This is a genomic window from Palleronia caenipelagi (assembly GCF_007004065.1).
GTDB lineage: Bacteria > Pseudomonadota > Alphaproteobacteria > Rhodobacterales > Rhodobacteraceae > Palleronia > Palleronia caenipelagi.
Window position 1 is genome coordinate 1 of sequence record NZ_VFSV01000035.1, and the last position, 14199, is coordinate 14199.

Genomic DNA, 14199 nt, shown 5'->3' on the forward strand with positions numbered 1-14199 from the left:
AATCTCGATGGATGGCCGGGGCCGCTGGATCGACAACCGGATGATCGAGCGGCTCTGGCGATCCCTCAAATACGAATGCGTCTACTTGAACGCCTTCGAAACAGGTTCCGAAGCCCGGGACGGGATCGGTGACTGGATCAGCTACTACAACAAAAGACGCCCGCACTCATCACATGGGATCATGACGCCGGACGAGGCCTATGACAGGCAATCTCCGGACCTGAAGGTTGCCGCCTGAAATGAAACCAATGCTATAGCTTAGCACGGCGGCAAACTGGTCGAATTTCAAGGACCACCTCCCTACGCTGGTCAAAAGCTACGGGCTGAAACAGGAGTTCATAACGCCACACTGCCCTCAGCAAAACGGGATGATGGAGCGCCTGATCCGGTCTCTGAAAGAGCAATGCGTCCATCGTCAACGTTTCGAAAGCCTAGCTTACGCAAGCCGCGCGACCGGAGACTGGATTCAGTTCTACAACCACAAACGCCCGCATCAGGCCCTTGCCATGCGGACACCAAACGAGGCATTCAATTTAGCAGCGTAACCTGAGCAGATTCCGCTGGGTCAGTACAATCGCGCCGCGTTTTTGCAGTGGCACGCAGATCCTGACGCCTGCCGGTCCCCGCTTTATCGAAGAGCTTGCGGTGGGCAATCTGGTCCGGACCGCTGACGGGGAGGCGCTGCCCCTGCTACGGGTTCGGGCGACCCGGCTAAGCCCCCGGCATTTGTATATCTGCCCCCACCGATGCTCCGTGCGGATCTGGACGGGTGCGTTCGTAGCGAGATACCTTTAACGGGATCTGCTGGTTTCTCCGCAGGATAAGATACTCTTCAACGGTACCATGACCCGGCAGTTACCGGCACTCTGGAGGCTTGGGTCGCAGCCAAACATCTCCTGCCTCTGAGGGCGTTGAGGCAACGGTCAGTCGTACACCCGTCACCTATCATCATCTTTTGCTCAGCCGCCACAACGTGCTGGTGTCGGAGGGTTTGCTGATTGAGAGCCCGCATTTTGGTAGCTACCCCCTGCGCAGCCTGCCCGGGTCTCAGCCCGCAGTTCTGGAGCAGACGCTTCGCGACGGGCGCAGTACGGCGGATCGCCACAGCTTACCCATCATTCGGGGCGGGCAGTTGCGACAGGGGAGCAAACGCCATTGCTGGGATCTGTCCCGTTTTTTTCAGACGCATCCCGCGAAGAGTCGGCGGATGGGGGCCCGGCGCGCGATTGCAAGTCTTTGAGAACAAAGACGCGGAGCGCTGAGGCCAACCCAGTGCCTGGCATCCGCGCCGCATCAATTTCAGCGGCCAGATCGTTGAGCGGACGGCCCTGCCGCGCGGCAATCGCGCGAAAGGCCAACCAGAATTCAGCTTCGAGCGAGACGCTCGTTCGGTGCCCTTTGAGGGTCAAAGAGTGCTTTTGCGGCGGACCCTTCACTGATCTGATCCGTCCCGATCCCGCCGGTGCCCGTCGAGTTGCTCCCGGGCACGGACCTCGCGGGTCTGTCGCGCCTGACGGTCTGCTTTGGTCTCGCCAAAACGCGCCGAATTGGCATCCGCCTGACGGCGCCTGGCCGCGCGCTCCTTGTCCTTCCGTACCCGCCCCAAATTCACGACCTTGCTCATGGTTGGGCCTCGGATCAGGTCACTTGCGGAATTTGTCGAGCGAGACGATCTCGGCCTCACGCGGCCCGTCGTTATCGGACTCATCGTCGTCGATTTCCAGCATTTCCGCCAGAACATCCTCGTCATCATCGTCCTGAGGCTGTTCGAAGCGCAGGCCGAATTCAACGGACGGATCGACAAAGGTCCGGATGGCCTCGAACGGGATATATAGGGGCTCCGGGCTGTCGCCGAAATTCAGCGTTACGTAGAACCCGTCCTCCTCCACCAGAAGGTTGTCATACCAGTGCTGCATGACCACCGTCATTTCGTCGGGGTAGCGATCCGACAGCCAGTCTGCGATTTGCACCTCAGGGTGCATACTGCTGAACGTGATAAAGAAATGGTGATCCCCCGGAAGGCCGTTCTGCTGAACGTCCCGAAGAAGCTGGCGCACGAGGCCGCGCATGGCGGTGTGCATGAGGGATCCGTAGTCAATGGTGCGGGTCATGGGGCGTTCATCTTTGATTTTTCATAACCATACGAGATTCGTGGCGGAATGAAAGTGGTTGACGGAGGATCTTCTGATCCGAAGCCAGCGCTTATCCGGATCCGTTGACGAAAACCCTGGCGCGGGTGGCCTCTGCGAGCGTGCACGGGTCGGCAGAAAAGACCGCGTTTGGCGCACCTGCGGCGGCCCAGACGACAGGGTAGGTCAGCAGAGCATCATCCATCCACGTTTCAGGCGGTGTGAGGTGCCCGATGGGAGAGACGCCCCCGATGGCAAAGCCGGTTTCTGCCCGCACCCGTTTTGGATCGGCGCGTCGGAGCGGCTCACCAAAGATTTGCTCAGCGCGGGTCAGGTCGAGATCATGGCGCCCGCTGATAAGGATGAGCTTCAGCGTGCCGGAACTGGTGCCCTCGAAGATGAGCGATTTGACGATCTGCCCGATCTCGCAGTCGCAGGCCTCGGCCGCATCCGCCGCGCTGCGGGTGGTGTTGGGCATCGTCTTGATGGAGACATCCAGCCCCAGTGCGCGGGCCGCCTCGGCAACGCGGGTAACAGAACGTGACATCGGCCTCCTGGCGAAATTTTGCGGCGCAAAATTGGACAGTGCCTTCTGGTCGGCCCGGTTGCAACTCCCGGGGACTGTCAGGCGAGGCTTGGCAGCCAGAGAACGATCGCGGGGAAGGCTACGAGCACTGCGATGGTCACCGCATCGGCGATGAAGAACGGTGTCACGCCCCGGAACACGTCCTGCACAGACAGCTCTGGCCGGACGCCCGCGACGACGAAGCAGTTGAGGCCGATGGGGGGCGTAATGAGGCAGAACTCGGCCATCTTGACTACGAGGATCCCGAACCAGATCGCGCACATGGGACCGCTCATGCCAAACGCTGCGTCTGCTGCTGCGACTGTCTCGCCGCCGTTCAGGGCCATGACTGCGGGGTAGACAACGGGCAGGGTCAGGAGCAGCATCCCGATGGCATCCATGAACATCCCCAGTACCGCATAGGCCAGCAGGATCATGATCAGCGTCATCATCGGCGGTTGTTCCAGCGCGGTGATCCAGTCGGCGAAGGCGCCCGGAAGGTCAGCAAAGCCCAGGAAGCGCACATAAACGAGCACCCCCCAGATAATGGTAAAGATCATCACGCTGAGTTTGGCGGTCTCGATGAGGGCGTCGCGCAATTCGCGCCAGCGCATGCCCCGCCAGAGCGCCATCAGAAAGACAATAAACGCGCCGATGGCGCCGCCTTCGGTGGGTGTGCCCCAGGCATCGCCGCCGAACGGGTTGTAGACGAAGAAGATGATGATGATCACCACAGCGAAGATCGGCAGCGCTGGGGGCAGGGACGCAAAGCGCTGGCGCCATGTGAAGCCCGTGACGGGCGGACCGAAATTCTTGAGGGTCAAGGCCAGCCCGACGATCAGCCCGGCATAGATCAGGGCCGAGACAACGCCGGGAATGAAACCCGCCAGCAGAAGTTTACCCACGTCCTGTTCGACAATTATTGCGTAGATCACAAGGATCGCGGAGGGCGGGATCAGGGAGGCCAGCGTCCCCCCGGCGGCGACCACTCCGGCGGCGAAGCGCTTGTCATAGCCGACCGCAAGCATTTCCGGGATGGCGATGCGGGCGAAGACCGCAGCGGTGGCGACCGAGGCGCCGGAGACGGCGGCAAAGCCCGCCGTGGCAAAGACGGTGGAGACGGCGAGCCCGCCCGGCAGCCATGCGATCCAGCGTTTCGCGGCCTCGAACAGCGCGCGGGTCAGGCCCGCGTGGTAGGCGAGGTAGCCGATGAGGATGAAGGTCGGGATCAGGGACAGGGCCTGCGAGGAGACCTTGCCATGGGGGACCTGACCGGCGGTCTTGACCGCAACGGTGACGGCCCAGACCAGTTGTTCGGGGTCGTAGCCTTTCTTGTCCCAGAAGATCCAGATCAGGCCCACCAGACCCGCCAGTGCGGCCGCAAAGCCCACACGCATGCCCAGCACGACGAGCACCAGCAGCCCGCCCGTGACCCAGAGGCCGATCTCGATGGAGGTCATTTTTCGTCTCCTTCGAGGGCTTCGGCTTCGGCCATGGCGATCTCGGCGGCAGAGAGGATCAGCGGGATCGCGACCGGGTGAGTGTCACCGCGCAGAAATGCACGGCCAAAGCCCCAGAGTTGCAGAGCCAGCCTCAGGGCGAGCACGAAAAACGCCACCGGCACGACGAACTTGGCGGGCCAGAGCGGCAGGCCGATATCAATGGTCGAATCGCGGCTCCAGTTCGGGGCGGTGAAGTCAAAGCTGCGGTCGAAATGGGCCCACGTGCCCCAGATCAGCAGCACGATCAGCAGGAGCGTCGCAAAGGTCGTCAGCCACTCGGCGACCCAGAGCGCGCGGCCCTTCAGCACGCCGATCACCATGTCCATCCGGATGTGACCCCCCACGCGTTGCACGTAGGAAACGCCGAGGAACGCGATGAACGGCATCGCCATCTCGATCCAGTCCACATAGCCGGGCAGAGGGCTGTTGAAGAAGTGGCGTCCCGTGACGGAGACCACGGCCAGCACCATCAACAGGAATACGGAGATGCCCGAGATCAGGGCAAAGACGCGTTCCAGACGCTCCAGCCGCAGGTCGACACGCGAGATCAGGCTGTCATCGTCGAGAACGGACGCGGCTCCGGCCATGGGGCTCTCCTGTCAGGGGGAGGGACGGCCGAAGGGGCCGCCCCGATTGGCTCAGTTGCCGGATTTGGCGGCCTCAAGGGTCGCGCCCACGAGGTCAAAGAGTTCCTGCGCGGGCAGGCCGCGGGCACTGTTCTCCTCGATCCACTGGGTGTGAATGGGACCGGCGACCTCGGCAAAGCGGGCCAGCTCATCCTCGGAGATCATTACTTTTTCGACCTCCTTTTCGGCCAGCACGCTGTCCCAGCGCTGCAACAGCTCACCGTAATTCGCCACGTAGAACTCGATGGCTTCGGGGACGGAACTGTCCAGCGCCTCGCGCTCGGCATCGGTCAAGGATTCGTAGGCGTCGATATTGACCACGACCGGGCAATTCACCGTGCCGGGGTTCAGGTTCGCCGTCCACCAGTCGGCCTCGTTGATCGTGCCAAAGGACAGATGCGCGTGCGGGGCAAAGGCCACCGTATCGACAACGCCGGATTCCATCGCCTGATAGGCTTCGGAGGAGGTCACGCTGGTGGGCACGGCGCCCACGGCGGCAAAGGCTTCACCCAGGCCGCCCGTGGCGCGAACCCGCATCCCGTCAAAGCTGTCGAGCGAGCTGCGCGCATCGCCGGTGCCCACCAGATTGTACTGGGGCATGGGCGAGGTCATCAGCATTTTTGCGTTCCACTGGGCCATTTCCTCGGCCACGGCGGGGTGGCTGTAGACGGCATTGGACACGGCGACTTCCTGCTCCAGCGTCTCGACGCCGAGGAAGGGCAGCTCCAGCACGGTGATCGCGCGGTTCTTGTCGGCATGATAGCCCGCGCAGAACTGGGCGATTTCAAAGGCACCAATGGAGATCCCGTCAAGGTTTTCGGTGTTCTTCGACAGCCCGCCATAGGAGATGTTGATGGTGAACTCGCCATTGGTTTTCTCGGCGACCAGCTCGGCAAGCTTTTCGAGATTTTCCGTAAAGGCGCGGCGCTTGCCCCAGGTGGAGGCGTTCCACTCGGTGGCCAAGGCGCCGGTCGCAACGGAACTGATCAGGGCGGCGGCAACCACCCGTGCGTAAACGGTCTTCATGATGTTTCTCCCTGTTGGCCCGGCAAACCCTCCCCGGACCTCTTTTTGTGCGCGCCATGAAAAATGACATAAGCCGCATGTGCAAGGAAAAATCTGTCGCGGGGAGCGGGCAGGGGTCTTCCCTTCTGCCGCCTCGCGTGAGATAGGGCCGTGCCAACGAAAGCTCCCAAGGAGACCCCCATGGAGATTCGCGAGGCGCTCACCTTCGACGATGTTTTGTTGCAACCTGCCGCGTCCAGCGTTCTGCCATCCACGGCCGACACGCGCACCCGGGCGACGCGGGAGATCACTCTGAACATTCCCCTGCTCAGCTCGGCCATGGACACGGTTACCGAGGCGCGCATGGCGATCGCCATGGCGCAGGCGGGCGGGATGGGTGTGATCCACCGCAATCTGAGCCTGACCGAGCAGGCCGAAGAGGTGCGCCGGGTCAAGCGCTTCGTCAGCGGGGTCGTCTATAACCCCATCACCCTGCGGCCCGAGCAGACCCTTGGCGATGCCAAGCAGTTGCAGGAGCAGTACCGCGTGACTGGCTTCCCCGTCGTGGACGGAGACAACCGCGTCGTGGGGATCCTGACCAACCGCGACATGCGCTTTGCCACCGAAGACCGGACGCCGGTTGCCGAGATGATGACCAGTGAGGATCTGGCGATGCTCCCCGAGCCCGCTGATCTCGAAGAGGCGCGCGGCCTCATGCATGAGCGCCGGATCGAAAAGCTGTTGGTGATCAACACCGAGGGCAAGCTTACCGGTCTCCTGACTTTAAAGGACAGCTCCGAGGCGGTGCTGAACCCGGCCGCGTGTAAGGACGAGTTTGGCCGTCTGCGTGTGGCCGCCGCCTCGACCGTTGGCGATGCTGGCTACGAGCGCTCGCAGGCGCTGGTCGATGCGGGTGTGGACGTGATTGTGATCGATACGGCCCATGGCCACTCGGCCAGCGTCGCCGAGGCCGTCACACGGGTGAAATCCATTTCGTCCAACGTCCAGGTGATCGCCGGCAACGTCGCCACCGCCGAGGCGACCCGCGCGCTGATCGACGCGGGCGCGGATGCGGTGAAGGTCGGGATCGGCCCGGGCTCCATCTGCACCACGCGGATGATCGCCGGGGTCGGGGTGCCACAGCTCACTGCGATCATGGATTCGGCGCGCGCCGCCGGGGATGTGCCGGTGATTGCAGACGGTGGCATCAAGTTTTCCGGCGATTTCGCCAAGGCCATCGCCGCCGGGGCGTCCTGCGCCATGGTCGGCTCCATGCTGGCCGGGACCGATGAGAGCCCCGGTGAGGTGATCCTCTATCAGGGCCGCTCCTTTAAAGCCTATCGTGGCATGGGCTCGCTCGGCGCCATGGCGCGGGGCTCGGCGGATCGCTATTTCCAGAAAGACGCCGCGACGGACAAGCTCGTCCCCGAAGGGATTGAGGGCCAGGTGCCCTATAAAGGCGCTGCTGGTACGGTGATCCACCAGCTCGTCGGCGGCCTCAGGGCGGCCATGGGCTATACGGGCTGCGCGACGGTCGAAGAGATGCGATCCAACTGCTCCTTTGTCCGGATCACCGGCGCGGGGCTGAAGGAAAGCCATGTCCACGACGTGCAGATCATGCGGGAAGCTCCCAATTACCGGATGGGCTGAGGCCCGGCCATGACCCCCGCCGCGCGGATCCAGACCGCCATCGAGATTCTCGACGAGATCGTCGGCGGCGCTCCTGCCGAGCGGTCCCTGACCCGCTGGGCGCGCAGCGCGCGGCACGCAGGCTCCAAGGACCGCGCAGCGGTGCGGGATCTGGTCTTCGACATCCTGCGCCGCTGGTGGTCCAGTGCTGTGCGGGGGGGCAATCTGAGCGGTCGGGCGCGGATGATCGGCTATCTGCGCGAGACCGGCGGCGACCTTGATGCGATCTTCACGGGCGCTCGCTACGCTCCGGCGCCGCTGACTGACGCCGAGATCCTTGCCGGGGACGAACCTGAAGGTTCCGACCGATTCGATGCGCCGGACTGGCTCCTGCCGCAGCTCCGGCAGAGCCTTGGGGATGACTGTGATGCGGTGCTGGAGGCCCTGCGCCACCGCGCGCCCGTCCATGTCCGCGTGAACACCCGCCGGATGAGCCGCGATGAGGCACGGGAGGCGCTCGCCGCCGAGGACATTGCCAGCCAACCCGCGGCCCTGTGCGACACAGCGCTGGACATCACCTCCAACCCGCGCCGCCTGCAATCGACCCAAGCGTACCGTGACGGGACCATTGAACTGCAAGACGCCGCATCGCAGGCGATCGTGGACCTGCTGCCGCTTAGTGGCGCGCAGATGGTGCTCGACTACTGCGCGGGTGGCGGGGGCAAGACCCTCGCCATGGCCGCCCGTCACGACGCCACCTACCACGCCCATGACGCGGATCCGAAACGGCTCGCGGACCTCCCCGAGCGCGCAATCCGTGCCGGGGTCCGGGTGGATCTGCGGCAAACCAGCGCGCTCGAAGTCGCCTATGACCTCGTCCTGACCGATGTGCCCTGCTCCGGGAGTGGCGCGTGGCGGCGCGCGCCCGAGGGTAAGATCCGCTTCATGCCGGAGCGCCTCGATCAACTCGCTGACCTGCAATCCCGGATTCTCGGCGATGCTTGGGCGCGGGTGCGTCCCGGCGGCCACCTCGCCTACGCCACATGTTCGCTGCTGGACGCAGAGAATGGCGATCAGGTTGCGCGGTTCCTTGGGTCGCATGACGCGCAACCGGTTGTTGAGCGACGCTTCACCCCGCTCGACGGCGGCGACGGATTTTTCTGCGCGGTGCTGAAAAAGCTCTGAAACCTTTTCACGCGCCCTTAATCTCCCCGGTGCAATCTGCACGGACTTGCAATGTTCTCTTTTTGCCCCCATAAGAACGGGAGGCGAACAAAGCAGTCATTGCCGCCGATGGGCGAAGATGGAATAAGGGCAAAACTCATGGCTACGGCGAATATACTCGACATGGCGGACAAGCGCAGCGCGGATAAGCAAAAAGCCCTCGATTCGGCACTGGCCCAGATCGAGCGCAATTTTGGCAAGGGCTCGATCATGAAGCTCGGGGGCGACAACCCCATTCAGGAAATCGAGGCAACCTCGACAGGTTCGCTGGGGCTCGACATTGCGCTCGGTATCGGTGGCATCCCGAAGGGACGGATTGTCGAGATTTACGGGCCTGAAAGCTCGGGCAAGACGACACTGACCCTGCATTGCATCGCCGAGGAACAGAAGAAGGGCGGCGTCTGCGCGTTTGTGGATGCCGAACACGCGCTCGACCCCCAATATGCCAGAAAGCTGGGCGTCGATCTCGATGAGCTGCTGATTTCCCAGCCGGATACGGGCGAACAGGCGCTGGAGATCACCGACACGCTCGTCCGCTCCGGTGCGGTCAGCATGGTGGTGGTCGATTCGGTTGCCGCGCTCACGCCGAAATCCGAGCTTGAGGGTGATATGGGCGACAGCTCCGTCGGCGTCCATGCGCGTCTGATGAGCCAGGCCATGCGCAAACTCACCGGCTCCATCCACCGCTCAGGCTGTACGGTGATTTTCATCAACCAGATTCGCATGAAGATCGGTGTGATGTTCGGCAGCCCCGAGACCACGACCGGCGGCAATGCGCTGAAATTCTACTCCTCTGTCCGTCTGGACATCCGCCGGATCGGCGCGATCAAGGATCGCGACGAGGTGGTCGGCAACCAGACCAAGGTGAAAGTCGTCAAGAATAAGGTCGCTCCGCCTTTCAAGCAGGTCGAGTTTGATATCATGTATGGCGAAGGCATCTCCAAGACCGGCGAGCTGATCGATATGGGCGTCAAGGCTGGCGTCGTCGAGAAATCCGGTTCTTGGTATTCCTACGGAGACGAGCGGATCGGTCAGGGGCGTGAGAACGCCAAGAAGTTCCTGAAGGAAAACGCCGCCGTGGCGCTGGAGATCGAGGACAAGATTCGCGCGAGCCATGGTCTGAGTTTCGAGGGGGTTTCGGAATCCGGCGACGCCGAGGTGCTGGACGATTAAAGTGCTGCGGCGCCTCTCTACTTGCTGCGCAGGGCGGGCGGGGATAAGTCAGTCAGGATCCTGATCCTGTGAAAAGCTGACCTGTCCATGCCCTCTTTGAACGACATCCGGTCCACCTTTCTGGACTATTACGGTAAGAACGACCACTCGGTCGTTCCCTCCTCTTCTCTTGTGCCTCGGAACGATCCGACTCTGATGTTCACCGCTGCGGGGATGGTTCAGTTCAAGAACCTCTTCACCGGCGTCGAGACCCGGGACTACACCCGCGCGGCCACAGCACAGAAATGCGTGCGCGCGGGCGGCAAACACAACGACCTCGACAATGTCGGCTACACGGCCCGCCACCATACCTTCTTTGAAATGCTGGGAAATTTTTCCTTTGGCGACTACTTCAAGGAAGACGCGATTCCGCTTGCGTGGAATTTGCTGACCAAAGAGTTCGGTATCGATTCCAGCCGGTTGCTGGTGACGATTTACCACACTGATGACGAGGCGGCGGCGATCTGGAAAAAGGTCGCGGGGCTGCCGGATGAGCGGATCATCCGCATCGCCACGGATGACAATTTCTGGTCCGCCGGCCCGACAGGCCCCTGTGGTCCCTGCACCGAGATTTTCTACGATCACGGCCCAGAGGTCTGGGGTGGACCTCCGGGTAGCCCGGAAGAAGACGGTGACCGTTTTATCGAGATCTGGAACCTCGTCTTCATGCAATATGAGCAGTTCGAGGATGGCAGCCGCCGGGATCTCGACGCCCAATCCATCGATACCGGCATGGGGCTGGAGCGGATTGGCGCGCTGTTGCAGGGCAAGCATGACAATTATGACACCGACCTCTTCCGCGCGCTGATCGAAAGTTCGGCCTCGTTCACCAATACGGCGCCGGATGGCCCGGGCAATGTTCATCACCGGGTAATCGCTGACCATCTGCGGTCCACGTCCTTCTTGATCGCCGATGGGGTGCTGCCCTCGAACGAGGGGCGAGGATACGTGCTGCGACGGATCATGCGGCGTGCGATGCGCCATGCTCACCTGCTGGGGGCGAAGGATCCAGTGATGCACAAGCTGGTGCCCGAGCTCGTCGCGCAGATGGGACAGGCGTATCCGGAACTGTCTCAGGCTCAGCGGGTGATTGAAGATACGCTGGAGACCGAAGAAGCGCGCTTCCGCCAGACGCTGGAGCGGGGTCTGAAACTGCTCGACGATGAATTGTCGTATCTGCCCGAGGGGCATGACCTGCCGGGTGAGACCGCGTTCAAGCTGTATGATACGTTCGGCTTTCCCCTCGATCTCACTCAGGACGCGCTCCGCGAGCGGGGTCGTGGTGTGAACACCCAGGGGTTCGACAGCGCGATGGAAGCGCAGAAGGCGCAGGCGCGCGCGTCCTGGGTCGGGTCCGGCGAGCAGGCGAATTCAGCGATCTGGTTCGAACTGGCGGATGCTCACGGCATGACCGAGTTCCTCGGTTACGATGAGTTGACCGCCGAGGGGTCGGTCTTGGCTCTGGTGTCAGGCGGCGCGCGGGTGTCCGACGCGGCCGAGGGCGCCAATGTGCAGATCGTGGTGAATCAGACGCCCTTTTATGCCGAGTCGGGCGGGCAAGTTGGCGATTCCGGTATCATCGAGAGCGATAGCGCCCGGGTGCAGGTTCGTGACACGAAGAAGATCGCCGGGGTCTTCATTCATGTGGGCGAGGTCGTTTCAGGGACGCTCAAGGCAGGTGACGCGGTTCGATTGGCGGTCGATCCGGAGCGTCGCGATCGGATCCGGGCGAATCACTCCGCGACGCATCTCCTGAACGAAGCGCTGCGCGAGGTTCTGGGTGACCATGTGGCGCAGCGGGGATCTCTGAATGACGCGGACCGGCTGCGATTCGATTTTTCCCACAACAAGGCGCTGACCGCCGGGGAGATGGCTGCGACGCAGGAGCGGATCAACCATTTCATTCGGCAGAACAGCGCGGTGACGACCCGGATCATGGATCCGGATACCGCCCGGAAGCTGGGTGCGCAGGCGCTGTTCGGTGAGAAATACGGCGACGAGGTGCGCGTCGTGTCCATGGGGCAGGCCGCGACCGGCAAGGGATCGGATGGCGAGACCTGGTCGGTCGAGCTTTGCGGCGGCACCCATGTCGGGCGGACCGGGGAGATCGGGCTTTGTGTGCTGACCTCCGACGCGGCGTCATCTTCGGGCGTGCGCCGGGTTGAGGCGCTGACCGGGGCGGCGGCGCTCGATCATCTAGCCGGGCAGGGCAGGGTTCTTGCCGAGACGGCTGCAGTGCTGAAGGCGTCACCCTCTGATCTGGTTGACCGCGTCCGGCAGTTGTCGGACGACCGGCGTCGCATGGAAGCCGAGATCGCCCAGTTGCGGCGCGATCTGGCCATGGGCGGTGGCTCGGGCGGTGGTGCTGAGGCGAAGGATGTGAGCGGTGTTCCGTTTGTTGCGCAGGTGCTCTCGGGTGTCACCGGCAAGGATCTGCCCGCGCTGATCGATGCGCAGAAAGAGCGTCTGGGCACAGCGGTCGTTCTTCTGATCGCGGATACGGGCGGCAAGGCGGCGGTGGCTGCGGGCATCACGGCGGATCTCACCGACAAGCTGTCTGCGGTCGATCTCGTCAAGGCCGCCGTGGTCGAACTCGGCGGTAAGGGCGGCGGTGGTCGCCCGGATATGGCGCAGGGCGGGGCGAAATCGGTGGACAATGCCGAGGCCGCCATCGCCGCCGCCGAAGCGATCATCGCTGGCTAGAACGCCCGGCGAGTGAAACGGAAAGGGCGGCCCGGGGCCGCCCTTATTTTTATTCTGCTCCGCCGGGCGATCAGGTTCCCGGGATCAGTCTGCGGATATAACCAGGCAGGGCGAAGGCGGCCTTGTGCACCTCTGGGGTGTAATAGTCGGTCTCAAGCCCGGCTGTCCTGAACCGTTGTTCGAGCACATCAAGAGGGACGTTTCGCGCATCGCTATCCGTACCCCAGCCAAAGGACATAAAGCCCCCCTGGTAGGTCGGCACCGGGGCCACATAGGCGTAAGCGTCGTTGAACAGCGATTGAAACGCCCGCATGGTGCCGGTCAACTCACCTCCCTGCATAAAGGGGACACCGTTCTGGGTGACGAGAATGCCTCCGTCAGTCAGTGCCTTCTTGGCGTGGCCGTAGAAATGGTCGGTGAAAAGCACTTCACCCGGGCCGATTGGATCTGTCGAATCGACGATGATGACGTCATACCCGCCATCCGTCTCGCGCATGAAATCCGCACCGTCTGCGATTTGCAGGTCGAGCCGGGGGTCGTCAAAGGCATCGCCCGAGATTCCGGGGAGGAATTTTCGTGAAAATTCGACCACGCCTGCGTCAATCTCGACCATGGTCACTTGCTCGACATCGTGGCGCAGGGCGGCTCGGGCCATGCCGCCATCGCCACCGCCGATGATCAGCACCCGGCGGACCGCACCATGGGCCAGAACCGGCACATGGGTCAGCATCTCGTGATAGATAAAGTTATCGCGCTCCGTGACCTGCACCACGCCGTCCAGAGTCAGCACCCGGCCAAAGGTCTCGTTCTCGAATACTACGATCCGCTGGTGGTCGCTCTGGCTGTCATAAAGCACCTGATCCTGACGCAGTGCTTGTCGCAGGTCGTGGTGCAGGGCTTCGACACTCCATCCGGTCATGTCCGCCATCGGGCTTCCTCCGTTCTGTTTTCGTCTTCGGGGGGCACAAACAAAAAAAGGGTGGAGAGTTCCACCCTTTTCGCGCGTAAGATCTGACTTGGCTCAGGCCGCGTTCAGCGCAGCGGGCACGACCTCTTCACCGCGCAGGAGTTCCTTCACCCGGACATCACCGGCATTGAAGGCGTCGCGCAGCACATCAACAGCCAGCCACGGCTTGGCATCGCCGCACATGAACACGTCAAAGGCACCATAGCCGATCTCGGGCCAGGTGTGGACGCTGATATGGCTCTCGGCCAGCACGGCCACGCCGGACACGCCCTGGGGCGAGAACTTGTGTGTGTGGATGTGCAGCAGGGTCGCGCCGCAGGTCTCCACGCAGTCGCGGAACGCTTGCTGGATCCGGTGCTCGTCATCGAGCCCTTCACCATTCACCACCTCAATAATAAGGTGACGGCCTGCAAATACGCGGCCTTCGTCGTCCCGGATAAAGTGGTCGTCGCGTGTATCGTCAAATACATCGCGGGCGATGGTGTCTTCCGCTTGGGCGCCTGTCTCCAGACCGATCCCCAGTTGGAAGAGGTTGGTTCCGTCCATGGGAACTCCCCTTTCAGCCAGTAGATTGATGTGGTGGGTCCTTAGCGCCCCCCCAGCCAGTTCCCTGCCCGAGGTTGGGATCGTCCCCGTC

Annotated in this window: 15 protein-coding genes and 1 pseudogene; 7 read left to right on the forward strand and 9 right to left on the reverse strand. The window is 62.7% G+C overall.

Annotated features, from left to right (window positions below; all coding sequences use genetic code 11):
- From FEV53_RS15180 to FEV53_RS22150, 3 genes are all read left to right on the forward strand, one after another.
- The coding region (locus tag FEV53_RS15180) for an integrase core domain-containing protein (protein ID WP_142835650.1) at positions 1-238 on the forward strand (238 nt) is incomplete at its 5' end.
- 85 nt (positions 239-323) lie between these two features.
- A complete protein-coding gene (locus tag FEV53_RS22055) occupies positions 324-545 on the forward strand; it encodes an integrase core domain-containing protein (RefSeq protein WP_342778304.1) in 222 nt (73 codons plus the stop codon).
- A 28-nt stretch (positions 546-573) separates the two neighbouring features.
- Positions 574-795 carry a Hint domain-containing protein gene (locus tag FEV53_RS22150; RefSeq protein WP_425465495.1) on the forward strand — a complete coding sequence of 74 codons (222 nt, stop codon included), beginning with the start codon at positions 574-576 and terminating at the stop codon, positions 793-795.
- Positions 796-1235: 440 nt separating this feature from the next.
- Here FEV53_RS22150 and FEV53_RS15195 read toward each other — a convergent pair.
- The 7 genes and pseudogenes from FEV53_RS15195 to dctP all read right to left on the reverse strand — a co-directional run.
- Positions 1236-1436, reverse strand: a pseudogene (locus FEV53_RS15195) (ribbon-helix-helix domain-containing protein); the annotation flags it as partial.
- Complete coding sequence (locus FEV53_RS15200; RefSeq protein ID WP_142835652.1) at positions 1433-1624, reverse strand: DUF4169 family protein; 192 nt, start codon at positions 1622-1624, stop codon at positions 1433-1435. The pseudogene FEV53_RS15195 and the gene FEV53_RS15200, both read right to left, overlap by 4 nt.
- Positions 1625-1643: 19 nt before the next feature.
- Positions 1644-2111, reverse strand: coding sequence for an SspB family protein (locus FEV53_RS15205; RefSeq protein WP_142835653.1), 468 nt, complete (start codon positions 2109-2111; stop codon positions 1644-1646).
- A gap of 91 nt (positions 2112-2202) precedes the next feature.
- Positions 2203-2676 carry a YbaK/EbsC family protein gene (locus tag FEV53_RS15210; protein WP_142835654.1) on the reverse strand — a complete coding sequence of 158 codons (474 nt, stop codon included), beginning with the start codon at positions 2674-2676 and terminating at the stop codon, positions 2203-2205.
- Positions 2677-2753: 77 nt separating this feature from the next.
- Positions 2754-4154, reverse strand: coding sequence for a TRAP transporter large permease (locus FEV53_RS15215; protein WP_142835655.1), 1401 nt, complete (start codon positions 4152-4154; stop codon positions 2754-2756).
- Complete coding sequence (locus FEV53_RS15220; protein WP_142835656.1) at positions 4151-4783, reverse strand: TRAP transporter small permease subunit; 633 nt, start codon at positions 4781-4783, stop codon at positions 4151-4153. Before FEV53_RS15220 ends, FEV53_RS15215 begins: the two co-directional genes overlap by 4 nt.
- Before the next feature lie 51 nt (positions 4784-4834).
- A complete protein-coding gene (dctP, locus tag FEV53_RS15225; RefSeq protein WP_142835657.1) occupies positions 4835-5848 on the reverse strand; it encodes a TRAP transporter substrate-binding protein DctP in 1014 nt (337 codons plus the stop codon).
- A gap of 180 nt (positions 5849-6028) precedes the next feature.
- Between dctP and guaB the strand changes: the two genes are divergently transcribed.
- From guaB to alaS, 4 genes are all read left to right on the forward strand, one after another.
- The gene (gene guaB / locus FEV53_RS15230) at positions 6029-7477 is read left to right on the forward strand and encodes an IMP dehydrogenase (RefSeq protein WP_142835658.1); all 1449 of its coding nucleotides are present in this window, start codon (positions 6029-6031) and stop codon (positions 7475-7477) included.
- A gap of 9 nt (positions 7478-7486) precedes the next feature.
- On the forward strand, positions 7487-8641 hold the full coding sequence (locus FEV53_RS15235; protein ID WP_142835659.1) for an RsmB/NOP family class I SAM-dependent RNA methyltransferase: 1155 nt from the start codon (positions 7487-7489) through the stop codon (positions 8639-8641).
- A gap of 138 nt (positions 8642-8779) precedes the next feature.
- Positions 8780-9853, forward strand: a complete 1074-nt coding sequence (gene recA / locus FEV53_RS15240) for a recombinase RecA (RefSeq protein ID WP_142835660.1) — start codon at positions 8780-8782, stop codon at positions 9851-9853.
- Positions 9854-9940: 87 nt separating this feature from the next.
- The gene (gene alaS, locus FEV53_RS15245; protein ID WP_142835661.1) at positions 9941-12595 is read left to right on the forward strand and encodes an alanine--tRNA ligase; all 2655 of its coding nucleotides are present in this window, start codon (positions 9941-9943) and stop codon (positions 12593-12595) included.
- A 70-nt stretch (positions 12596-12665) separates the two neighbouring features.
- Here alaS and speE read toward each other — a convergent pair whose 3' ends face one another.
- On the reverse strand, positions 12666-13523 hold the full coding sequence (gene speE, locus FEV53_RS15250; protein ID WP_142835662.1) for a polyamine aminopropyltransferase: 858 nt from the start codon (positions 13521-13523) through the stop codon (positions 12666-12668).
- 93 nt (positions 13524-13616) lie between these two features.
- Positions 13617-14108: an adenosylmethionine decarboxylase gene (gene speD, locus FEV53_RS15255; RefSeq protein WP_142835663.1), complete on the reverse strand. Its 492-nt coding sequence runs from the start codon at positions 14106-14108 to the stop codon at positions 13617-13619.
- Between the last annotated feature and the right edge of the window lie 91 nt (positions 14109-14199).

What these genes read in the sequence shown, in the direction of transcription:
- FEV53_RS15220 (WP_142835656.1), bottom strand. Translation starts at nt 4,783, where the DNA reads ATGGCCGGAGCCGCGTCCGTTCTCGACGATGACAGCCTGATCTCGCGT.
- recA (WP_142835660.1), top strand. Translation starts at nt 8,780, where the DNA reads ATGGCTACGGCGAATATACTCGACATGGCGGACAAGCGCAGCGCGGAT.
- FEV53_RS15200 (WP_142835652.1), bottom strand. Translation starts at nt 1,624, where the DNA reads ATGAGCAAGGTCGTGAATTTGGGGCGGGTACGGAAGGACAAGGAGCGC.
- guaB (WP_142835658.1), top strand. Translation starts at nt 6,029, where the DNA reads ATGGAGATTCGCGAGGCGCTCACCTTCGACGATGTTTTGTTGCAACCT.
- FEV53_RS15235 (WP_142835659.1), top strand. Translation starts at nt 7,487, where the DNA reads ATGACCCCCGCCGCGCGGATCCAGACCGCCATCGAGATTCTCGACGAG.
- FEV53_RS15205 (WP_142835653.1), bottom strand. Translation starts at nt 2,111, where the DNA reads ATGACCCGCACCATTGACTACGGATCCCTCATGCACACCGCCATGCGC.
- FEV53_RS15215 (WP_142835655.1), bottom strand. Translation starts at nt 4,154, where the DNA reads ATGACCTCCATCGAGATCGGCCTCTGGGTCACGGGCGGGCTGCTGGTG.
- alaS (WP_142835661.1), top strand. Translation starts at nt 9,941, where the DNA reads ATGCCCTCTTTGAACGACATCCGGTCCACCTTTCTGGACTATTACGGT.
- FEV53_RS15210 (WP_142835654.1), bottom strand. Translation starts at nt 2,676, where the DNA reads ATGTCACGTTCTGTTACCCGCGTTGCCGAGGCGGCCCGCGCACTGGGG.
- speE (WP_142835662.1), bottom strand. Translation starts at nt 13,523, where the DNA reads ATGGCGGACATGACCGGATGGAGTGTCGAAGCCCTGCACCACGACCTG.
- speD (WP_142835663.1), bottom strand. Translation starts at nt 14,108, where the DNA reads ATGGACGGAACCAACCTCTTCCAACTGGGGATCGGTCTGGAGACAGGC.
- dctP (WP_142835657.1), bottom strand. Translation starts at nt 5,848, where the DNA reads ATGAAGACCGTTTACGCACGGGTGGTTGCCGCCGCCCTGATCAGTTCC.